This window comes from Desulfoluna sp. CYM3A, assembly GCF_056829965.1.
The window spans coordinates 1289080-1311247 of record NZ_CP186556.1; the positions used below are offsets into that span (position 1 = coordinate 1289080).

At 56.1% G+C, this 22168-nt stretch carries 16 protein-coding genes and 3 tRNA genes; 10 read left to right on the forward strand and 9 right to left on the reverse strand.

The annotated features are described in order from the left end of the window. Positions 1-79: 79 nt before the first annotated feature. Complete coding sequence (locus tag ACOYW1_RS06780) at positions 80-367, reverse strand: hypothetical protein (RefSeq protein WP_180144150.1); 288 nt, start codon at positions 365-367, stop codon at positions 80-82. Between the two features lie 1673 nt (positions 368-2040). On the opposite strand from ACOYW1_RS06780, the gene ACOYW1_RS06785 reads away from it, so the two are divergent. Next, complete coding sequence (locus ACOYW1_RS06785) at positions 2041-2436, forward strand: ribosomal maturation YjgA family protein (protein ID WP_482422183.1); 396 nt, start codon at positions 2041-2043, stop codon at positions 2434-2436. Positions 2437-2741: 305 nt separating this feature from the next. Here the strand turns inward: ACOYW1_RS06785 and ACOYW1_RS06790 are convergent, their stop codons facing one another. Then, a complete protein-coding gene (locus ACOYW1_RS06790) occupies positions 2742-4304 on the reverse strand; it encodes a sulfatase-like hydrolase/transferase (protein ID WP_482422184.1) in 1563 nt (520 codons plus the stop codon). A 1109-nt stretch (positions 4305-5413) separates the two neighbouring features. Between ACOYW1_RS06790 and ACOYW1_RS06795 the strand changes: the two genes are divergently transcribed. Further along, entirely contained in the window at positions 5414-7402 is a 1989-nt protein-coding gene (locus ACOYW1_RS06795) for a HAMP domain-containing methyl-accepting chemotaxis protein (protein WP_482422185.1), read from the forward strand. Between the two features lie 81 nt (positions 7403-7483). Here the strand turns inward: ACOYW1_RS06795 and ACOYW1_RS06800 are convergent, their stop codons facing one another. Further along, complete coding sequence (locus ACOYW1_RS06800; protein ID WP_482422186.1) at positions 7484-7822, reverse strand: hypothetical protein; 339 nt, start codon at positions 7820-7822, stop codon at positions 7484-7486. Between the two features lie 525 nt (positions 7823-8347). Here ACOYW1_RS06800 and ACOYW1_RS06805 point away from each other — a divergent pair. The 5 genes from ACOYW1_RS06805 to ACOYW1_RS06825 all read left to right on the forward strand — a co-directional run bounded on the left by ACOYW1_RS06805 (position 8348) and on the right by ACOYW1_RS06825 (position 10657). Further along, positions 8348-8749 (forward strand): DUF4345 domain-containing protein, encoded by a 402-nt coding sequence (locus tag ACOYW1_RS06805; protein WP_482422187.1) that lies wholly within the window; start codon positions 8348-8350, stop codon positions 8747-8749. Beyond that, on the forward strand, positions 8739-10262 hold the full coding sequence (locus ACOYW1_RS06810) for an arylsulfatase (RefSeq protein WP_482422188.1): 1524 nt from the start codon (positions 8739-8741) through the stop codon (positions 10260-10262). The genes ACOYW1_RS06805 and ACOYW1_RS06810 overlap by 11 nt, the downstream gene beginning before the upstream one ends. 113 nt (positions 10263-10375) lie before the next feature. Beyond that, positions 10376-10451 (forward strand) — tRNA-Phe (locus tag ACOYW1_RS06815). A gap of 24 nt (positions 10452-10475) precedes the next feature. Then, a tRNA-Asp gene (locus ACOYW1_RS06820) sits at positions 10476-10553 on the forward strand. Between the two features lie 26 nt (positions 10554-10579). After that, positions 10580-10657: transfer RNA gene (locus tag ACOYW1_RS06825), tRNA-Glu, on the forward strand. 143 nt (positions 10658-10800) lie between these two features. Here ACOYW1_RS06825 and ACOYW1_RS06830 read toward each other — a convergent pair. Then, the gene (locus tag ACOYW1_RS06830; RefSeq protein ID WP_482422189.1) at positions 10801-11784 is read right to left on the reverse strand and encodes an HDOD domain-containing protein; all 984 of its coding nucleotides are present in this window, start codon (positions 11782-11784) and stop codon (positions 10801-10803) included. Between the two features lie 619 nt (positions 11785-12403). Here ACOYW1_RS06830 and ACOYW1_RS06835 point away from each other — a divergent pair. Together ACOYW1_RS06835 and ACOYW1_RS06840 are read left to right on the forward strand one after the other, a co-directional pair. Next, positions 12404-13852 carry a WD40 repeat domain-containing protein gene (locus ACOYW1_RS06835; RefSeq protein WP_482422190.1) on the forward strand — a complete coding sequence of 483 codons (1449 nt, stop codon included), beginning with the start codon at positions 12404-12406 and terminating at the stop codon, positions 13850-13852. After that, entirely contained in the window at positions 13798-15354 is a 1557-nt protein-coding gene (locus tag ACOYW1_RS06840) for a caspase family protein (protein WP_482422191.1), read from the forward strand. Before ACOYW1_RS06835 ends, ACOYW1_RS06840 begins: the two co-directional genes overlap by 55 nt. Before the next feature lie 6 nt (positions 15355-15360). On the opposite strand, the gene ACOYW1_RS06845 is transcribed toward ACOYW1_RS06840, so the two are convergent. Beyond that, on the reverse strand, positions 15361-16350 hold the full coding sequence (locus ACOYW1_RS06845; RefSeq protein WP_482422192.1) for an HDOD domain-containing protein: 990 nt from the start codon (positions 16348-16350) through the stop codon (positions 15361-15363). A gap of 277 nt (positions 16351-16627) precedes the next feature. On the opposite strand from ACOYW1_RS06845, the gene ACOYW1_RS06850 reads away from it, so the two are divergent. Continuing rightward, positions 16628-17500: a class I SAM-dependent methyltransferase gene (locus ACOYW1_RS06850; protein WP_482422193.1), complete on the forward strand. Its 873-nt coding sequence runs from the start codon at positions 16628-16630 to the stop codon at positions 17498-17500. A 379-nt stretch (positions 17501-17879) separates the two neighbouring features. Here the strand turns inward: ACOYW1_RS06850 and ACOYW1_RS06855 are convergent, their stop codons facing one another. From ACOYW1_RS06855 to ACOYW1_RS06870, 4 genes are all read right to left on the reverse strand, one after another. Then, positions 17880-18236: an HRDC domain-containing protein gene (locus ACOYW1_RS06855; protein ID WP_482423678.1), complete on the reverse strand. Its 357-nt coding sequence runs from the start codon at positions 18234-18236 to the stop codon at positions 17880-17882. Beyond that, positions 18137-20011 carry an ATP-dependent DNA helicase gene (locus ACOYW1_RS06860; RefSeq protein WP_482422194.1) on the reverse strand — a complete coding sequence of 625 codons (1875 nt, stop codon included), beginning with the start codon at positions 20009-20011 and terminating at the stop codon, positions 18137-18139. The genes ACOYW1_RS06855 and ACOYW1_RS06860 overlap by 100 nt, the downstream gene beginning before the upstream one ends. A gap of 423 nt (positions 20012-20434) precedes the next feature. After that, positions 20435-20695 (reverse strand): hypothetical protein, encoded by a 261-nt coding sequence (locus ACOYW1_RS06865; RefSeq protein WP_482422195.1) that lies wholly within the window; start codon positions 20693-20695, stop codon positions 20435-20437. Between the two features lie 5 nt (positions 20696-20700). After that, positions 20701-22128 (reverse strand): hypothetical protein, encoded by a 1428-nt coding sequence (locus ACOYW1_RS06870; RefSeq protein ID WP_482422196.1) that lies wholly within the window; start codon positions 22126-22128, stop codon positions 20701-20703. Positions 22129-22168 lie beyond the last annotated feature (40 nt).

The following is a 22168-nucleotide window of genomic DNA, read 5'->3' on the forward strand; positions in this document are numbered from 1 at the left end:
CCAAAACCCATGCCCCCGCAGGTCCGCCGGAGGCATGGGCTGAATTGGTGCCTTTTTTGGGAGGCTTATGCTGATGCTGTCAGCGGGTGTTCTTCATTTTTTCCTGCTCCTCCCTGTAGATTTCAACCATGCGGTCAATGGAATCGTACTGGCGGCTGAGGAGATCTTCGGTGATCGTGCGAATCCCCCATTTTTTAAAGTCTATCTGGAGGCCATTGCCGCCGGGGGCCTCGGTGCCGCATAGTTCCGAATACAGTCTGCCCACGGCGTGGAGGGTGCGATGGATGTCCTTGATGGCGTCGCAGAGTTCTGAGATTTCGGGTCGTGAGAACATGACAGTTGAAGTCTGGGTTGTGAATGAGGGCATGGGAGCTCCTTGGTTTGATGCATTGTGCGTAATGGACTGTGCGGCTGCGCACGGGGCTCTCACCGGGGAATCGTGCGTATTCATGGAGAGCGGGCTCCCGATGGGGGCTTGGTGTATGGCAGCCCGTGAGGAGACCGGGCTTTCCCTGCGGAACCGAGTCGCCGGAACGCTCCAAAAAAAGTGCGCACCACGGGTGTGTTGCCTGTTGGCATTGAAACGGGGGGCGGCAATGCACTTGTGCCGATGGCCGTGCTGATGCCGAGGGTGTCATGTCGTCTGGCCTGGATATGCATGGGAAAACGATCAGGCCAGGGCGCTGCATCTGGGTATTCAGGAAAATTTAGATGGTTCAGTCATGCAACATGCAATGCACCGCTTTTTTGCTCTTCTTTTTTTGCCCTAGGACGAGCTGGGTGGTTGCTGAAAGAAATCTAAATTTTGCTAAGAAACATGACTACCATTAGAAAAAATACTCAGCCCCGTTCTCATGCGGGAAACGAGAAAAACGCCCCTTGGGTGAGGCCATGTCGAGAGAGAACAGAAGAGTAGCCCGTGCGTGGGCTTTCGGAGAATGTGAATGGGTATCCCGTTGGGGCGCCGTGCCGCCCGTTATTCTGAAACGCCGGTGTTTTCTGGCCATTTGTAACGACAGTAAAGCAAGTTGAGAGGGTGCGGGGTTCCGCGGGTGGAGGATAAATCGACTTGAAATGGATGTGGGTGTGGGGTAAAAAATCGTTTAGCCATGACGACCTCCGGTAAAGGTTGTACTGGTTAGGCCTGACAGGGTGTTTGCCGACATCCTGTCGGGTCGACTTCCTGCATCTAATAACTAGTTATTACACCCCACCATAATTTCATCGATTCGCCATGTCAATAGTTTTTATCTGATAAATCCGGTGGTTAATTGTTTGGTTTTTGTTAAGGTGGGGGTGGTTGGCCCGATCGTCCCGATCATTCTTTTGGGTACCGGGTGACAGACCGCCCGTTGCAGCCATGGGGGTGACCGGGGCAGGGGAAGCTGGCATGGCATTGTGATGAGGAAACAGCAACTCCCGGGAGCGGTTGATTGTGGCGTCAGGGGTGTTCGGAATTTTTATAATATTGCTTGTTTGTGTTTTGAGAGGCGCGAAAAGGAGTTGTTGTCTTTTATGTCTCTGTTTTTAAGACAAAAAAGAAGTTTTTAAATACTCTTTCTATTGCCAATGTAAATAAAAATCTCAGGTCTGCCATTGAATCGTCTGGACATCAAAAAAGAAGTGTGAGATAGTCTGCTTATCGATTTACTGCTTCGCACATCCAGCAGGCTTTACGATGTGTGTTTTGCTTGCCTTTGTATGGCAAGGGACGGTGCTCGTTCTCACGCTCGGCTCGACCTGCGTTTTATTCTCCTTCGGCTCACGTTCCTTTAACCCGTCCCTTGCCCGCATGCCCCAGATAGACCCGTATCGCTGCATTTACGCCCTCCTGTAAATCCTTCGTCCATATAATTCTACTACGCTCACTGCGGATCTTCACCGTTTGTCTACATGTTACAAGGGGTGGAGGCCAATGGGGGAGCCTTTCTTTTTTGATATTTTACTGTTTTTGGATTATCGTAAGGCCCTTTGAGTTTGGTGACCGTGGGTTGAACTTGCAGTGAGGACGGGGTGGATAGCTTCGCTATGCAGATGGATATGACATTGAAAATTGATTGGCGCTATGGATCTCTTTTTGCCGGTATGTTTCTGGTGGAATTGGTGATTGCTCTGTTTGTCCGGGATGCGTTTATCCGGCCCTTTGTGGGGGATGCCCTGGTCGTGGTTCTTCTCTATCTTTTTTTCCGGTCTTTTCTGGTGTGTGACAAGGCAAAACTGGTAACAGGGGTACTGATTTTTGCCTGGGCAGTGGAGATGGGTCAGTACTTTGATCTGGTTGGCATTCTCGGGCTTCAGGAGAACAGGGTGGCCCGGGTTGTCATCGGATCGACATTCGATGTGATGGATTTGCTGGCCTACACGGTGGGGGCAGGTTTGTTGATGGCTCCTAACGTGCTGGCGTTGGTGCGGCAAAAGGGGACGCCTTCCCGTTGAGTTAAAAACAGTCGACGAGCCAATGGCTTCGACTGTTTAACGCCTGTCTGTTCATTCTTTCAAAAAAAAACGCCCCCGGCAGGGTTGCCGGGGGCGTTTTTTTTTGTGTTTTGTTTTTGTGCCGTCCCCTGCCCGAATCCTGCCACAGAAAAACGGCGTGTCCGTGGCAGGGTAACTAAACATGGGAGGCTATTTTTTCTTGGGCAGCCCGAGCATGAAAACTTCGAGTAATTGTTTGGTTTCGGGTCTGAGGTTTTCAATTCCCTTGTACGGAATGTCATAAACAGGCGGCCTGTCCGGGTACTTCATTTTAAACGCCATATGGCGTTTGACCATGCCGGGCGATGTTCCCCGCCCAGGCCGTATTTGATGGCGTCGATGGGGTGTTTTTCCCGGGGATCCCGGTAAAGATCGAAGATGGGGGCGGCGATGGGGTTGTCGCCCGGGGCGGGAAGGTGCATCTTGTATTTGTTTTTGACAATGGATTTCAGTATAGGACCCTCATAAATGTGGACATAATCGCGACGCCCGTGGCCTTCTCCCAAAAGCAGGATCCCGGTCTGGTCCACCCCGTCGATGACCCTGTCCCTCGGAATCCCGTCCATGGCATTGCCCAGGCGGGCAAGGGTTGTGAACAGGTCGCTGACGTGGAAGATGTCCTCGGCAAAGCTTCCGGCTTCAATCACACCTTTCCACTTGACCCAGGCATTGACGCGTACGCCTCCTTCCAGGTGGTCGGTTTTGCCGCCGCGATAGATGCGGTCACTCTGGCCGGTGGGCCCTTCATAGGCAAGGAAGGGACCGTTGTCACCCATGACGATGATGACGGTGTTTTCGGCAATGCCCAGGGTGTCCACTTCCTGGATGATATCACCAATCCATTCATCCACCTCCACAAGGATGTCCGCCATGGTCCCGCCGTTGAGGGTGTTGTACTCACTCCTGAATTCCTGAACAAAGGAGAGGGGGAAGAGCGGCCAGTAATTGAGGAAGAAAGGTTTCTTCTGCCCGGCAAGGGTGCGCAGTTGAGACAATGCGTGTTTTTGGTACCGCTCGTTCATTTCGCGGTATTTTTTCTGGGTCCACTCCTCACCGGCTTTCAAATCCACTTCGTAGAGCTTTCCGTCGCGCAGTTCCACCCCTGTCACCATGTGCGCGGGGTTCGGGACAAACATCTTGTCCAGGGTAAATGTCTGCTTTTGCCGGCTTGGGTCCACACCGCGGATAATGTCGGCCGTCTCCGTGTCCCTCCCCATAATGGCCAGCTGGCCCTGTTGATGGATGGGGAATTCCGCGTGCATGAAGCCCTGGTTGCTGGCGTACGCCTGCTCAATGTCACCCAGGTGCCATTTGCCCACATGGGAGGTGAAATACCCCGCGTCTTTAAGGATTTCGGCAATGGTGATCTCTTCGGCGTTCAACCCGTCCCCTGCAAGGGTGGCCTTGGCCTCGGTGGTTCCTGTCCGTGAAGGGTAGCGACCGGTCATCATGGCCACGCGAGTCGGCGTACAGGACGGTTCCGTGTACATTCTCTGGAGGCTCATCCCTTCCTTTGCCAGCTTTGACATATGGGGTGTCTTGTAACCGCGAATGACACTCAGCTCATCCATGCCGATTTCCCCGAATCCGACATCATCAAGCAGGATGTAAATGAAATTGGGAGGCTTGCCCCCGCTTTTTTTGCGGAGATCCGCGAGTTTTTTATCAATGGCCTTGTCGTCTTCAGCCCACTGCTTGCCGTTTTGTGCTTCCAAAATGGCGTACTCCGCATCGTGGATGATCTTTTTGCCCTTGGACCCGGCAGAAACCATGCTGGCGGATAAGCATGACACAAGGAGGATAATCGTCACGATCAAGAATCTGTTCATGGCCTTTCTCCCGATTGAGTGGATGCGTTACGGTTGATGATTCATTTCAGACACTGGGGACGTACCGATGGTACGTCGATGGAGCCCCATGGTTATGGCTGTTTTGCGCTTTTTTGGAGGGTGTTTCGGCATGCGCAGGGAGTTCTGCGCTTAACGAAGCGGGGTGTCATGGGCGGGTTGTGGGGATGGCTCAAAGGGCGGTTCCGGTGAGTGTGTCATGGGCTTCGTTTTTGTTGTGCAATGGCATGCCAACGACCTGTAATTAAACAGATACAGGCTACCATATCGCGTTGGAAATCAAAACCCATTTTCCGGAAGGTACCTGAATGGCAGCGTTGACTCCCATGGTACCGGTGGCCTGCGGACTGCATGCGCAGGTGGTCCTGTTCACGGCTCTTTTTCTCTTCTATATTTTTCGGTTTTCTGTTCGCCTCTTCTTTTGTGAAATGATTCCTCGTTTGCAGGTTGGACAGTGTGGGGTTCGCTCTCCTGAGCCGCAAAGGGCCTGTCCCTTGAAACGTGATACAGATCTGGCTGTACGGGCTGGTGTGAGACAGGTGACAGGCGACATCCCATTGCCTGGGCGGCATTGCTTAATTTTGATTTTGAGAAACAATTTTTCGTTTTTTCAATTGTATTGAGGTTGGATGTGGGTGCTTTTGCCTGGGCACCGGCCATGGGTATTCACGGGTTGGCATGAATGTTGTAAAAAGCAGAACCATCGTCAATGCGGCGGGGATACGGGCTTCCAATCGCCCGAGGGAGGGACGCCTTCCAGGTCTGTCGCGATGTTGATCATTGGGGGGACGGGGGATTGAGTGAAGGTGACTTTTATCCCGTTCGACACTTAATTGCTTACCGATTTCACAATGGCTTTGGGACTTTTTCATGCATGGCGTTTGACGAAAGGATTGTCGGGCGAAGGATCGGCTCCTGTTGATACGGGCATGGCAAGTGGCCGGCCCTGATTTCATGTGGATGAACAGAATGTATACGCTGAACGCAGTGACCCGTGTACCGGAAGCCCCCTTTGGGTTTTCATGCAAAAGCGGAGTCGCTGAAAAATTTTTTGCGAAGGATATGTTGATACGATGGCTATGGTAAAGAAAATGACACTTCGAACCAAACTCACCCTTGGATTTGCAACAATTTTAACGCTGCTTGCGTTCACGTCCCTTTTGGGGATCTCAAAACTGAGAACCTCTTCCCAGGGGTTTGCCAGCTATCGCGATATGGCTCGCGATACAAACCTGTCCGGGCGTGTTCAGGCCAATATGCTGATGGCCCGGATGAGCGTCAAAGGGTACCTTATCAGCGGAAGCGAATCCGATCGGGAAGAGTTTCAGGCGTACTACACCAAAATGTATGCCTTTCTTGAAAAAGCGGGAAAGGATATCGAACATCCCGAGCGCGCCGCCAAAATTGCCCAGATAAAAAAAGACGTGGAACGATACCACCAGGCATTCGGCGAGGTTGTGTCGCTCACCGAAGCGTTTAACCGTCTGGAGAAGGAGTCTTTGAACGTCTATGGCCCCAAGGTGGAGGCGCTCCTTGCCGAGGTCATGGATGCCGCGGAAGGAAACAACGCCGCGAGTGCCGTCTACCATGCCGGCAACGCCATGAAGCACTTGCTGGCTGCCCAGGTTTACGAAGGGCGCTTTTTCACCACCCATTCTGACGACGATGCCCGGCAAGTGACCGCCGAGTTTGCATCCATGCAGGATGACCTGGATGCCCTGGATCGCTCCACCTCGGACAGCGCCCAAAAAACAGCGGTGGCCTCCATCCGGGAAAACCTTGGGCTCTATATGGAAGGCCACGCTAGGGCCCAGGCCATACAGGAGAAAAGGGACGCCATTGTTACGGGGGTGCTGGGTCGAATAGGTCCTGCCGTGGCATCCACCATTGAGGAGATCAAGCTGGACATCAAAGGTGTTCAGGACGAGATCGGTCCCAGGCTCCAGGCATCCAACCGCAGAGGCCAGACATTTATTGCGGTGTTGAGTCTTGCGGCGTTGCTGGCCGGAATTTCTGTGGTGATTTTTCTGACCCGAAGCGTTCTGTCCCAGCTGGGCTGCGACCCTGCCCAGATCGCCGAGGTGGCCCACAGCATTGCCAACGGGGATTTGTCGGTGGCATTTGACCGGAACGGGAAGGACGAAATCCAAGGGGTGTACAAGGACATGGAAACCATGGCAGCCAGTCTGCGGGAGTTGTTCACCGATATCAACTCCGGGGTTCATACCCTCACCGCATCTGCCTCGGAGTTGACCGATATCTCGGGGCAGATGGTCTCCGGCTCCGCCCAGACCTCGGATCGGTCCAATACGGTGGCCGCCGCCGCAGAAGAGATGAACGTGAACATGACATCTGTTTCCGCGGCAACGGAGCAGGCGGCCTCCAACATCAACATGGTGGCAGCGGCCCTTGAGGAGATGACCTCCACCATCAATGAAATCGCCTTGAACACCTCAACGGCAAGGAACATCAACGACGAGGCGGTGGTTCTTTCCAAGCAGGCCTCAGAAAAGATCGATACCCTGGGCAAGTCCGCAAACGAAATCAGCAAGGTGACGGAAACCATCAACGAAATTTCCCAGCAGACCAACCTCCTGGCGCTAAACGCCACCATCGAAGCGGCGAGGGCCGGTGAGGCGGGAAAAGGGTTCGCCGTGGTTGCCGGAGAGATCAAAAGCCTGGCCGTGGAAACCTCCAGTGCGACCCTGGAAATCAAAGGCCAGGTCGACGGAATTCAAGGCGCCACCGCCGATGCCATTCACGAAATTCAGGGGATTTCCGATATCATTGACCGACTCAATGAACTGGTGACAACCATTGCTTCGGCCATTGAAGAGCAGTCCGTCACAAGCAAAGAGATTGCCGACAATATTTCCCAGGCCTCCATGGGGACCGAGGAGATCAAGGAGAGCATCTCCCAGAGTGCTGCGGTGTCCGGGGAGATCGCCCACGACATCAGCGAGGTGGACCAGGCGGCAAGGGAGATGCTGAACTCCAGCACCCTGGTGGGCGGCAATGTCGATGCCTTGAAAGGTCTTGCGGATCATCTTGAAGGAAAAGTGTCGGCAGTCCGGTTTTGATCCATGGGCGGGTGAGGCCCTGAGCCAGAGGCGCCTCACCCGTTTATCCGCTACTCCGGTGCTTTGCTTATGTCGACGATTTCAATGATCGTTCCGTGCATGTGGATACCGGCCATGTCTTCTTTTTTTGCGCCGTCTCAACCTGACCTTGATCCCGTTTTTCCGAAAGGCCTCGGGCAGGTTGACGGGATCGTATGTCTTGCCGTCGTCCCCTTCTATGGCGAAAAACCCGCCTTCAACCTCCTTGTAAACCACCAGCCCCTTCACCTCAAAGACATGACCGGGTGCCTGGTCGGGGGCCGTCACTCCGGTCTCCTGTGTCTTGTTATGGGATGGCTCCTGGGGTTCCGGCTTGCCCGTACATCCGCAGAGCAGGGCCGAGAATAAAAAAATCATGATAAGACGAATGAGATGGGGCATGGGTGTCCTCCATGGCGTGGGTTGGCAGGGGGAGATCATGGTGCTTGTGCGGAGCTGCGCTTGAAACGCGTGTTGCAGGTTATGATACAACAGGCCGAGGCGCTGTTGTCAATAAGCGAACGGAAAGGGGGGCTGTCAGTGATGTCATCCAGTGAGGGGCTGACGGAATGACGGGTTTATCTCTGGCCTTCGTGATGGGCTTTGGGTTGATTTCCTTGACAAAACAACTGGTTGATATCATGATGATGTAAAGCGTCGGTACCGGTTTATCGGTGCCGCTTTTCCGCGTTTTTTTCGGTACGTTTTTTCCGCACCGGAACCACACCCCTTTTCAGGCCGCGATGTAAGGATCAAGATTTTCCGTCAGATCCGCCGGGCCTGTGTCTTCTACTTTGCAGAGCCTTTCAGACCAAGCACGCCGGTATACGTGTAACAATGCCCTGTAACCACATGGTGCCAAAGGGCGGGGTATCCATATCTTTCAGGCTCTTTCCATATTTTTTAATAGCAGAAGGAGAACGGGACATGAATATGGCTCAGATTTTTTTGCTCGTGGCCGCAGCAGGCCTGACCCCCATCGCCTTGTCTTACGGGGTTGCCCCTTCGGCCAGTTTGAGGTTTCTGTTCGATATACCGGTTGAAAGCGTCAACCTGACGCACATATTCCGTGCTGTCATGTGTCTTTACTTCGGGTTTGTCGTGTTCTGGGTCATGGGGGCTCGCAACAAAGCCCTTACCCGTCCCGCCCTTTACACCCTGGTGGTGTTTATGTCCGGACTTGCCCTGGGCAGGGCCCTGAGCCTGATCGTAGATGGTATGCCCCACTGGCTCCTTTTTCTCTACATGGTCCTTGAATTGCTCTTTGCGGCCGCTGGGGTGATGATGCTGCAAAAACTCGACGCGATGGAGGCCGCCCATGAACATTAGACACCTGGCTTTTCTTATGATGCTGGTTCTGGGCTTCGGCGGGCATGGGCTTGCTGAAACAAAACCGCCCAATATCCTGGTGATCTGGGGGGACGATGTGGGGCAGACCAACATCAGCGCTTACAGCCATGGGATCATGGGGTACCGTACACCCAACATCGACCGCATCGCCAGTGAAGGGGCCCTGTTTACGGATTACTATGCCCAACAATCCTGTACCGCGGGCAGGGCGGCGTTCATTCTCGGGCAGAGCCCTTTTCGAACCGGCCTTCTCTCCATTGGCCTGCCCGGCTCAACCCATGGCATTCCCGACTGGGCTCCGACCATTGCCGACCTGTTAAAGGAAAAGGGGTATGCAACGGGCCAGTTCGGTAAGAATCACCTGGGGGATCAGGACGTCCATCTTCCCACCAATCACGGGTTTGATGAATTTTTCGGCAACCTGTATCACCTGAACGCCGAAGAGGAGCCGGAAACCTACTATTATCCCAAGGAGAAGGAGTTTCACGAGAAATTCGGGCCGCGGGGGGTGATCAAGTCCTCGGCCGACGGCAAGATCGAAGATACAGGGCCGTTGACGCGAAAGCGCATGGAAACCGTGGATGAAGAGCTTCTCGCCGGGTCCCTCGATTTTATCGAGCGCTCCCACAAGGCGGGAAAACCCTTTTTCGTGTGGCATAACGCCACGAGGATGCACGTGTGGACACGCCTCCAGGAAAAATACAGGGGCATCACCGGGGTTGGGGTCTTTGCCGACGGCATGACCGAGCACGACACCCACATCGGCACCTTGCTCGACAAGATTGATGAACTCGGCATAGCGGACAACACCATCGTCATCTACTCCACGGACAACGGAGCCCAGAAGGTGGCCTGGCCGGACGGAGCCACCAATCCGTTTAACGGGGAGAAGGGCACCACAAACGAGGGGGGCTTCCGTGCTCCCATTGTGTGCCGCTGGCCCGGCGTTATCAAGCCGGGGGCAAAGATCAACGCCCTCATGTCCCATGAGGACTGGATGCCCACCCTGCTGGCCGCCGCCGGAGAGCCGGACATTGTCGCCAAGCTGAAAAAAGGCCACAAGGCCAACGGGAAAAAGTGGAAGATTCATCCGGACGGGTACAATTTCCTTCCCTACTTATCAGGGGAAGCCGAGAAGCCGCCCCGGGAATCGTTTTTGTATTTCTCCTCCTCGGGGGAACTCAACGCTGTCCGCTGGCGGGACTGGAAGCTGAACTTTTCCCTGGAGACGGGTAATCAGTTCAGCGCGTGGCGGAGAACGTCGGCACTGCCGGAGATTGTGAACCTGAAGGCCGATCCCTATGAAACCGCCCCCAAGGAGGCCGGCATGTATATTCGATGGATGGCGGACAACATGTGGCTCATTGCCCCCAGCGGCGGTGTGGTGGCGGCGTTTCGGGATTCCTTGTCCAAGTATCCGTTTCAAAAAGGCATCACGAACAATCCTTCAAAGCTTACTTACGACAATCTCGACCTGCCCAGCACAAAATGATGCAGACACCGGGCGGGCCGGAGCCCGGAGCAGCAAGACCCTTTTTTGCGCATCATGCAATTTTTGGTTGACACGTCCGACGGATTTCTTTAGAACCTGTTCTCGTTTGGTGCGCCCAGGTAGCTCAGTCGGTAGAGCAGGGGACTGAAAATCCCCGTGTCGGTGGTTCGATTCCGCCCCTGGGCACCACCCGACAACCCCTTTCAAGGTTACGGGGGTGTAGTTCAGTTTGGTTAGAACGCCAGCCTGTCACGCTGGAGGCCGCGAGTTCGAGTCTCGTCACTCCCGCCACAACCTTGAAGGAAGAAAAATATTGCGTCCCCATCGTCTAGCCTGGTCCAGGACACCGGCCTTTCACGCCGGCGACAGGGGTTCAAATCCCCTTGGGGACGCCATTTTTCTTCTTCTCTCCATTCCTTCCTCAGACGTTCACTGAACGTTTTCTTTTTTTCTCCCTTTTTGTACTGAAATTCCCGTTTTGTACCGGTGTTCCAGATTCTTCTTTGCTTCGTCTTCTGTTTTACCTGTCGCCTTACGCTTAATATGTATCTTCTTCCAGGCTCTCCAGGGCGTCCTGTGCTTTGCGGGACAGGTCCTTTAAGGCGATCTCCGGGATGGGCAGGTAAGCAAGGGTCTCTTTTACGTGGTCGGGCGGTTCGTCGGATGCTGTTGAAAGGCTCTTTGCCATGTGGTCTGCGAGGTTGAGGACGTAGGCCAGGCGATTGCCCCCGGAGTCTGCCGGGGTGTGATGGTATTGGATGGCTGTGGCCATGGTTTCCGGGAGATTCCATCTCCTGCAGAGCTCTCCCCCGATGTCGGCATGGGTAAATTCCAGGATTTTTTCTTCCGTGGCGGTTATGGATGCACGGGTGAGGAGAGTGTATCTGCTGAACAACTGTTGCCTGTCCTGTATGTAGGTATCCAGAATGATTTTTCCCGCGTCGTGCATCAATCCGGCCAGAAAGGCGTCGTCACCGTTTTTGGCCTGGAGGGTCTCTTCGATGAGTCTTGCGCAGATGGCCACGGCAAGGGAGTGCTTCCAGAGTTCGCCCGAGTCCAGGCCGTACCCTTCCAGGGTGCGGCGTTCTGAATCTTCCACCAGGGTGATGATCTGGAGCAGGGTGTCGGTTCCCAGCACGGTGGCCGCCATCTGGATGGAGGAGACCTTGCCGCTCATGCCGTAGTAGGCCGAGTTAGCGATCTTCAAAACGCGTCCGGCCAGGGCGGGATCCGTGCCGAGCAGGTGTTCGAGCTCCTTGAAGTTTTTCTGCCCGGAAAGCAGCGTACGCGCTTTGAGAAGGATGTGGGGCATGGGGTAGAGTTTTTTGAGATTGCCCACCACCTCCTGCCGGAGCGCCTCCCCTGACGGGTGGGCCTGAAGGGTTTCTTCGGAGAGGACCTGGGGTTCAATGGCGATGGCGTTTCCGCAGGCGGTGCACATCAATTGAATGCGGCAGATCTGGTAAACAAGATCGTCACTGATCCGGTAGGCTTTTGAGCAATGGGCGCAGGTAATGTTCATGTCTCTTCCTGTGGGCGATCCAGGGGGCTTTTTTCATCCCAGGGTTGGGTTTACGGGCAGGGCATGGGCTCTGTTTTCTTCTTTCTCGAATAATCGAATCAGATATACACCTGCATGGGCCGGATGTCATGCACAAAACGTGCGGTACATCCGGCCCTTGGCCGGTGAGAGGGCGTTCAAGGGCTTGGTGGCATCTGTTTGAATGTCATTGAAGAGTTGTTGATAGCCTGGTATGCCTTTCCCTTTCCGGAGCGAGTTGCCATCACCGCCTCTGTTGGTGTACGGTTTTCCTTTGGCCTTATTATCCGGATGGTTTGAGCCCCTTTTGTCGCGCTCTATGCTGCTTATACGCCCGCAGATACCGGGCTGGAGTGGTGCCGGGGGCATGCATGATGATGGGGAAGATGAAGTGATGAACATAAGACGTTTTATTGTACTGCTTACCGCTGCCGTTGTTGTCTCTGGATGTATTTCAGCGCGTTATCCCGCCAAAAACCCTGCCGTCGATTATGAGAGTAATATCAGAAAACCCTTTTCCTCTCACCGGGCTTCGGGAGAACCTCGGTTTCACCTCAAGGTTGATCGGGGTGTTCTTTCCGGGGTGGTGGACGAATTGCTCGTGACGTCTTCCGGAAAGGAGATCGTCACCTGTTCCGGGGACAAGACCATACGGGTCTTTGACTCGGCCACCGGCCGGGAGAGGCGAAAGTTTCTGTGGAATATCACCGATGACTCCGGAACGTGCGACAGCATGGCGGTCAGCCGCGATGAGTCTTTGCTCGTGGCGGGGGTGGACAAAAACTTGCTTTTCTACGACTTCGTGTCCGGTGCATTGCAGGCGGAGGTCCCTGTGGGCGCTCGTGTGGGGGCCATGGACATCAGCCCCGACAATGCCTACCTTGCCACGGCCCGGAAAGGGCGGATCACCCTCTGGGACATGGCGTCACGCACTCCGGTGCGGACCATCCCAACAGAGGGACGGGTTGTTGTGGAGCTGAAGCTCCTCAAACTGGGGGGCCGGTATGTGGTCTTTGATGTGAGCCTGGATGAGTCTATCCATGTCAGTGATCCCGATACACTCAAGGGCAAGGCCGGGGGCACTCTGGTGAGCCATGAGGTGTCGGTGACGGGGGGCGATTCAGATATTTACGGCACCGATTTCAGGTATTCCTTTGAAATGTGCGATATCGCCTGTAACCCCAATAACCGGGAGCTGGCTGTGTCCAGCCGGGCAAACAACGTGGTCTGGATTTTCAGCCTGGATCCCCGCCGTCCCGCCGATGAGATGCTGGTCTTTAAACAGGTGATCCGCACCCGAACCGTAAACATCGCGCAGCTCTGTTATTCCCCGGACGGGCAATTTCTGGCTGTGGAGAGCTGGGACGATGAGATGTGTGCCGAGGTATACGAAACCGATTCGTACCGGCGCGTGGCCGCTTTGGATCTCCACAGGACGCAGCCCCTGTGGCCCATGGCCTTCATCGACTCCGGGACCCTTGCGGGCATCGGCCACGACGACGGGGCATTCCATCGATGGGCTTTTACGATGCCCGGAACCAAAGGGCTTTCAATGGTGGGCTCCGACATTCCCATCGCGCCCAAGCGCAGCGTTTCGTTTAACGGCAATTACCTGGCCTGGGGAACCCGTTGCTGCAAATACGACGGAGGTTTTTCCGGGGACGGATTTGACGAAAACTGCCTGGATTTGGAAAACGCCCTGGATTTGAACACCCTCAAGCTCACGGGCGGGGTGAACCCATCGGACTTTCCCCGGGTCAGCGTCACCAACGATAACTATCGCCTGGAACTGGGGCCCACCAACAGCTTCAACCCGGACCTCATCTACCGGCTCAAGGAGAAGTCGTCCGGCCGGACCGCGCTGTACGTGGACATTCCACCGGAAGACGGCTGGGTGCCCCACGCGTTTGGGCTCACCGAAGATCTCATCGTCAGCGGCAACCGCTCGGGTAAACTGGTGGCCTATGATTTTGAGGGAGGAGAGGGGATGAATTTGTGGGGCACACCTCCACGGTGCGTTCCGTCTCCATTTCAGGCTCCACCCTGGTGACCTCCGACCTCTCCGGGGAGATTCTTCTGTGGAACATTCCTTCGGCGGGGGAGCGCAATCCTTCAGGGCTTACAACCGTGCATCCCCTCTTCACCTTTGTGGTGGACGAGGCCGGACGTTATCTGGTCATCGCGGACGACGGGTATTTTGCCGGTTCCTATGCCCTGCTTCCCAAGGTGTGGCTCCACGTCAACGGAGAGACGGGGAGCGGCGGAGTTCGCTGGCTCGGGCTGAATCAGGTGTACGATCTGTTTTACCGCCCGGACATCGTTCGGGGCCGGTTGCAGCGGCTCGACGCCATGGCCGACCTGGCTCCGGTGCGAATCCATGAGGTCATTCACTGCCCCCCGCCGGAGATTACCCGGCTGGCCGTTGAAGAAACCACCCCCGGAACCCTGGCTGTGCGCTATACGGTGAAGGATACGGGGGGCGGTATCGGGGCGATACGGTTTTACATCAACGGCAAGCTGTTCCATGTGGAAAGCCACGGAGACCAGGGGCAAGTCCTTCGTAAAGATGCCCTGGCCCCGGTGTTTGCAACCAACGAGGTGCCCCGGCGCCTCCGGGGGTTGAAACGAGTGGCCGGGCAGTCTCCACGAAGGGCAGGGGCGCATGTCTCTTCTCGGGCGGGCGCCGAGGTGACCGGCACCCTCTCCGTCAAAGCCACGGCAGGGGAGAACTCCATCCGGGCGGTGGCCTTCAATGGGAAAAATACGGTGCAGGGGGTGATGACGGAAAAGGTTGCCCGCTCTACGGCTTCGCCCAAAAAGCCGAAGGTCTACGCCCTGGTGGTGGGGATCGATACGTATCGCAACAAGGCCCTGAACCTTGCCAACGCGGTGAACGACGCCGAGGAGGTGAAAGGGCTCGTGGAAGAGCATCTTTCTCGTGTCTACGGGGGTATTGAGGTGATGGGGCTTTTCAACGGGGACGCCACCCGGGCGAAGATCCTTCACGCCCTGGAGACGGTTAAAGCTGCGGCCGAGCCCGAGGATGTGTTTTTGCTGTTCGTGGCCTCCCATGGTGAGGTCGCCGATGAGTTTTATATCATCACACACACCTACGCAGGTGAAGACGGGGGATTTGACCCTGGAAGCTGGCTCCCGTCATCCACTTTGATCTCAGCCCTGGAAGAGATTCCGGCCCAGAAGCAGCTCGTGGTGTTCGACACCTGCCACTCCGGGGCCTTAAACGACATCATGACGGGCTTTTATGATGCGAGGATCTCCTCGTTTACCCACAAGGCGGGGGTCACCATGTTCTCCTCAACCCAGGCCGCCCAGCAGTCCGTGGACAACTACAGAGGAAGCGGCCTGCTGGTGCATCTTCTGAAACGGGCTTTTGAGGCAGAGCCCGACACCGACAACAGCAAGCGAGTGAGTGTGTATGAGATCGGGGATGAGCTGCACCGCCAGTTTCACGCCATCGACGACTCCGTGAAGGCCATCCAGCAACCCAGTGTCAGCAAATTCGGCATCGATTTCGACGTGGACAGGCTCTGATGTCGGTTAATAGGTGTCCTCTTCCATGGTCTCCACCGTCGTCAGGGCCTCGGTGATGATGGCTTCCACTTCGGTTTCGGTGATGTTTAAAATGGAGAGGGACGCCTTGGGCAGTGTCGGTGTTTTGGTGGCTGTGCCCAGGGCCCGGTCGGCCATGCGGTTGGCCAGATGGATCACGTGGGCGAGCCGGTTGTTTTCGGATGCCCCCGGAAGATGGTGGTCCCGGATGGCCGTTGCCATGTGGTCGGGCAGGTTCCATTTGCGGCACAGCTCGTAGCCGATCTCCCCATGGGTGAACCCGAGGATTTTTTGCTCAACGGCAGAAAGGGGCTCGCGGGTCAGGGATGCATAGCGGGTGAAGAGGTCTTTTCTCTCAAACACATACGAATCGAGGATGATTTTGCCGGAATCGTGCATGAGCCCTGCAATGAAGGCCTCTTCTTCGTCGCTGCCGGGCTGTTTTTTTTCGATGAGCCCGGAGCAGACGGCCACGGCAAGGGAGTGACGCCACAATTGCCCCGACCCCAACCCGTACCCGTCAAGGGATCGTCCCAGGGCCTTGGCGTTGCCCACCATGAGGAGGATCTGCATGAGGGTGCCGCTGCCCAGGAGGGTTGCCGCCATGTGCAGGGAAGAGACGTTGCCGCTCATGCCGTAGTAGGCGGAGTTGGCCACCTTGAGGACCCGGCTGGCCAGGGCGGGGTCGGTGTTGAGGAGGCTCCCGAGTTCGTCGAAGTTTCCGTTGCCGGCAAGGAGCTTGCGCGCCTTCAAGAGGATGTGTGGCATGGGGTACAGTTTTTTGAGGTTGGCCACCACCTCAAGCTTGAGCTCCTCTCCGCATGCAAAGGAGGCCAGGGCCTCTTTTTCCAGAAGGAAGTCCGCGATGGGGATCACCTGCCCGCACTGGGTGCATTTGGCGGTTTTGTTGTGTACCTTGTATACGATGTCGTCATTTATCCGGTATGCTTTGTTGCAGCCCGGGCATTGAATCTTCATACGCCTGGTTCCTGAAAAATATGCTGAATTAATAAAAACCTTTAAATATAGATATCTCATGCACCAATTCAAGCTTTTTTAGTAAAAAAGAAAGAAATGAATGTTTTCAACAGTTCCACTGGTTAACCAGTGGAAGACGTGTCCGTGGGGAAATGGCTCAAGGGGCCTTATCCCGGATATTTCAGGAATTTTTGGCGTGGTTGTTTTCTCATGAAATATCCGGGTTGGGGTGGGATATGGCCGGATCCCTGAACCTTATTGCTTTTGGGAGAACGCTATGGCGACGGTGAAAGATCATTACGACGGGGTACTGGCAGGTGTCTATTCGTGGATGTTCGGAGGCTTTGACTCAGGAGTGAAGCGAAACACGGATTTTTTCAATACCCGCGGCATATGCCCCGTGCGGTCGGGTGTTGCTCTGGACCTCGGGGCGGGGTGCGGGTTTCAGTCCATTCCCCTGGCCCGTCTGGGATTCAAGGTGACGGCCATTGACTTGAGCGGCCCCCTTTTACGGGAGCTTGAAGACCATGCCGGGGCATTGCCCGTCAAGACGGTGGAAGGGGACCTCACATGCTTTGACGATCATGTGGGGGAGAAAGTGGAGCTGGCGGTGTGCATGACGGACACCGTGCTCCATCTGCCTTCCAAAGAGGCGGTGACGGACCTCTTCGGGAAGGTGGCGGCGGCCCTGGATGATGCCGGGACCCTGATCCTGACCTTTCGGGACCTCTCGGGTGAGCTGACCGGGGTGAACCGTTTTATCCCGGTGAAAAGCGACGAGGACACCATTTTGACCTGTTTTCTGGAGTACGGGCCCGAGACGGTAACCGTGCACGACCTTGTCCACACCAACGGGAAGGGGGGCTGGACCCTGAAGGCAAGTTCCTATGAGAAACTTCGCCTGTCGGGGGCATGGGTGAAAGCACAGCTTGAAGGGGCGGGCTTTGGTTCGGTGGATGTCACGAGGAGGGCGGGGTCGTTACCGTGGTTGCAAGAAAATAAGTTGTTATCCGGAGGTCTCCGGCGTCCAAGGGCTCGGCCACGAAATAAGATACGATTGGCCGCTAATCAGCTTATGCAACATGAAAAGAGGCGGGGTAAGCGCCTCTTTATGTTGGGTGTGACGCGTCGCCCACGGCGTAGGATGTGAGGTAGGGTGCGCTTGCGCACCATCGAAAAATCATAACGGTCATGAAACCCCATATACGGGTCACCTTCACGAAGCATAGAAATCTCAAAAGATGTTGGGTTCCCGAACAAACGGTGCGCAAGCACATCCAACGAAATGCCACATGTCACACATCACGCGAATGCCCTGTGATCGATTGCATAATGACTGCCCCCGCCTGGCCGCCTGAGGCCGTTGGGTTAAATCGACAATGGACAAGCAGCGACAGCATATCCTGTGACGTCGAAGCTTGTGAGCCTGCCCGCAGAAACCATCAACGCTCATGTCGGGCAAAGCGCAAGGGCAATATGCTTTCGAGGTGGCTCACCTCGCCGCCGGAGGCACGTTTTTTGAATTGGCCTTACCCCAGGTCCAGGCTCTGCTGGACGCCCGCCCTTGCTTTTTTCTCTCCGTTTCCCGTGTAGGCCCGGACGATCTCGATGATCTCGGCGCCGTAGGTTTTCACCCGCTTGGCGCCCATGCCCTGGATGGTGCGCAGCTTGGTGAGGGTGTCCGGGTGTTCCGTGGAGATGGTGACCAGGGAGTTTAAGGTGGCCACGCGGGACGGGTTGATATCGTCTTGTCTGGCCCGTTCTTTTCGCCATTCCCGGAGCTGGTTCAGGAGCCGGGGGTGCTCGCTGGAGAGGCTTTTGACCTTGGCCTTGGCCCTTGCGGTGATGCTCTGTTTCTTGAAGAAGAGCCCAGGGTCCTGTCCCAGGAGAGGTAGGTCTCCACCCGGAATCCCTCCCTGCAGCCTTTCAGACAGATCTCCTTGACAATGAGTTCTTCCCTTACAGCTACCAGGGACTCGCCGATGAGGGTTTTCACGGACTGGTTGTCGGTGTCGAAGCTCGCTTCGTCAAGGCGCTCGGCAACGGCGTGGCGGGTCTGTTCGGAGAAGTAGGCGCAGCCCTTTCGGATACGGTCCTGGATCACCTCGTTCTCCTCCAGGTCCAGATCGTCTTCCATCAAGGAGGCCACCTGCCTGGAAAAGGCCCCTGCAATGCGGATGAACTCGGGCAGGGTGGTTGCGAGGATCTCGGTGAGGATATCGAGGAGGGAGCCCTGGACCGCTTTTCTGTGGTGGTGAAGGGTGGTGTGGCAGTGGCTGATTTTTTCTTGAAGAACCTGGTAGCCGAAGAGTTCGTCCAAAAGGGCGAACTGGCAGGTGCGCCGGGCCTCGGACAGGTCCTGTTTTGTGGGCGGGTGCTCTTCAATATCCCGGGTAAATCGGTTCACCGACGCATCGCAGATGATGCCCGACGGGGATATCTTGCTGCTCAGGACAATTCCCTCCAGGGTCTTGCACCGGCTTAAGGCCACGTAGGTCTGGCCGTGGGCAAAGGAGGCCCCGGCGTCGATGACGGCCTTGTCAAAGGTAAGTCCCTGGCTCTTGTGGATGGTGATGGCCCAGGCCAGGCGCAGGGGGTACTGGGAGAAACGTCCCACCACCTCCTCGTCGATCTCCTTGGTCTCCTCATTGAGGGTGTAGGTGATGTTTTCCCAGGTCTCCCGGCTCACCGTGATGGGGGAGGATTCCCCCTCGCACTGAACCTGGATCTCCTCCTCGTCGATCTCGGTGACGGTGCCGATCTTGCCGTTGTAATAGGCCTTTTTTGTTGAACTGTCGTTTTTCACAAACATCACCTGGGCCCCTTCCTTGAGCTGCAGGAACTCATCGGCGGGGTAGGCGTATTCCGGGAAGGTGCCGCTCACCTCGGCGTCAAAGGCAACGGTGGGGGCGTCCATGGCGACGAGTTTGTCATCGTTGATGCGGTCGGCGCTGGCGTTGTGGGTGGTGAGGGTGATGTATCCCTCCTTGTTGCCCGGCAGGGACGAGGGCTTGTACCGGGTGTTGAGCTTGGCCTGGGAGTCCTCGGACAGGCGGTTTTCCCGGATCTCGTTCAAGATCTTGATAAAAGCCGCGTTGCTCTGCCGGTAGACGTGGGTCAGCTCCAGGCCCAGGACCGAGGCCTCCTGAAAAGCCCGGCTGCTGAAAAAGTAGCCTGTTTCGTAGTACGGGGAGAGGAGCTCCCAGTCGTCGGGCTTGATGATGGGGGCCAGCTGGTGGAGGTCCCCGATCATGAGAAGCTGCACCCCGCCGAAGGGCTTTGTGCGGTCCCGGTAGCGCCTCAGCACCTGGTCGATACCGTCCAGAAGGTCGGCACGCACCATGCTGATCTCATCGATGACCAGAAGGTCTAGGGACTGGATGATGTGGATCTTCTTCTTGCTGAATCGGCGGTTCTGGATGGTGGTGTCCGGGGGCAGGGGCCCGAAGGGCATCTGGAAAAAGGAGTGGATGGTGGTGCCGCCTGCGTTGATGGCCGCCACCCCGGTGGGGGCCACCACCACCATGCGCTTGGGGATCGCATCCTTTACCCGGTGGAGAAAGGTGGTCTTGCCTGTGCCCGCTTTGCCGGTGAGGAAAAGATTGCGCTGGGTGCCTTGGACAAATTCAAAGGCCAGTTCCAGTTCGTGATTGTGATGCATTGCCAGTGGGTCCCATGGGATGTTGTGTAATGTAAGGCCCGCTGCCAGCGGCCTGCCCACGTTTTACCCCATGTGGTCTTAAATGGAAAGGGAGCCCGGGGCTGATGCCAAGGCAAACGCATTTATTTTTTGCCTCCGGCGGCAAGGTGGGGGCACCTTGAAACCCTGATGCGAATGCATGGAGGCAGCCATTCTACCTTCGTTATCGGGGCATTCGCTTGATGTGTGATATCTGGCAACCGTCTTTGCAGGAGAGGCCCATTTCATTCTTCTAAAACACGATGAAGAACTTTTGGGATGCGCGTGACTTTAACTGGAATAACCTCGGCGGCCAACCTTTTAAAAAAATTTGACAAACAGGTTTTGTCTTCCTTTGCGGTTTGTCACACCTTCCAATTCCGGGAGTTTTTCTTGCAGGCTTGGTTAAAGGGTGAACATGGAAAATGTCACGGGTTTATCCAGGGTGTTGATGCCGTCTCTGATATCGGTGGTGGCCGGTAAAGAGAGCATCGTCGGGTAGTATGCCAGGGCTTCACCGGTATCGGGCTTTCCGTTTTGGTTGGCGTCCAGGACGGCTATGACATACACCTCCTCTACGGCAAAGGGCGTTTTGATGATCTCGTCAAGCAACGCCCCCATGACCGGGACGGCGTAGGTGTGCTCGGCATCTCCCATGTCGGCCATCACGGTCAATGGCGACGTTGCGATCCGGTCGGTTGATTAAAGGCGCGGGAAATGGTCAGGCCTTCTTTCTGGATGGCGATGACAAGGAGGGCGTCTCCCGCGTTGACGGTGACCCCGCCTCCGTTTTGAATCTTGAACGCCAGGGATGCGCTGTGGTTAACCACCCGTCGGTTGACGTCAAACCTCAGGGCGGGGTTTCCCCCGGCCTCGGGGACAAAGGTGTTCTCTCCTTTATGGAGTGTGTGGGCCACGGTGAGGGTGGCTTTGTCTTGGTAGTAGCCCAGAAGATCCCCGGCGTTGGCATCGGGAAAACAGGTGTAGGTGGGGGTGTCCGGGGCCTCTTTGAAGTTTTTGTCCCACAGGGCCAGGACCATGACGGTGTCTCCGGGGGCAAGGCCTGTTGCGCTCACGTCCAGGTTGAAATCCACGGTCCCCGGATCCAGTCGGTAAAAGGCCCGGGTGACGGACAGAGGGTGGGTGAGAAGAAGGTTGGGGTCGTCTGTCTCCGCCACCAGGACAAAGAGGGGGGCGCTGTCTTTGCCGTAGCCGATAGGAGGTTCCACCCGACCCGACAGGGTGATGGTTTCGCCCGCCGGGACCGGCAGGACCATGGCGTGGTCTGCATCCAGGTTGATGTCGCCCTGAGCCCCTTCGGTCAGGGTCACTAAGGTGGGCAGGCCTTTGGGGTGCTGTGAATGGAAGGCCACAGCCTCGCCGGGATCAAGTTTTCCGCTTTCGTTGGCGTCGAAGATGGCCATGATCGTCACATCGGCAATGGGCAGGTCATGGCCGTAGGGGAGGATCGTCATCCGGTAGTCCAGGGAATGTTCGGGTTTTTCAACGCTTGCGTACCCGATGATGCTGTCCACATCAAGGGCAGAGAAATCAAGGCTCCTGATGTCCCCTGCATAGGCAAACAGGTGGATCAGCCCGGTGTAGCCACCGGTGATGGTTCCTGAGATCTCCTTGTGGAAGTCATAGACCTGTCGGCTGATGCGGATGTCGGCCCCGCTGTTGATCCCCGGCTTCAGGGTGTAGCTTGGTGTGAAGCTCCCTTCTTCCATGAAGAACCCCATGGCGTCGCCCTCGTCCGGGGTGGGAATCCCCCCATGCCCGTTTCGGTCGAGAAAGCCGATGAGGGTCACCGTGTCCCCGGGGGCCAGCCCGGTGTCGGAGAGGTCCAGGGTAAAGCTGCCGTCCGGGGCTGTGCGGGTCATGGCCTCGAAGGAGTCCGACAGGTCCCGGGACATCATCTCCTGGCCGCTGCCCTTCAGGACAGAGGCATACATCTCTCCACCGCTTTGGGCCACGGCCTTGTCCGTGGTGATGTGGCCGCTGATGGTGAGGGGCTGGCTGGTGTCTGTTTCATCGCAGGCAGTAAAGAGAAGAAGGAGCAGGAGTGCAACGGTTGATCGAGATAAGAGAGCGCGCATGGCTTGTTTTCAGGGCCTTTGGCAGGGTCCCTGTCCAAAA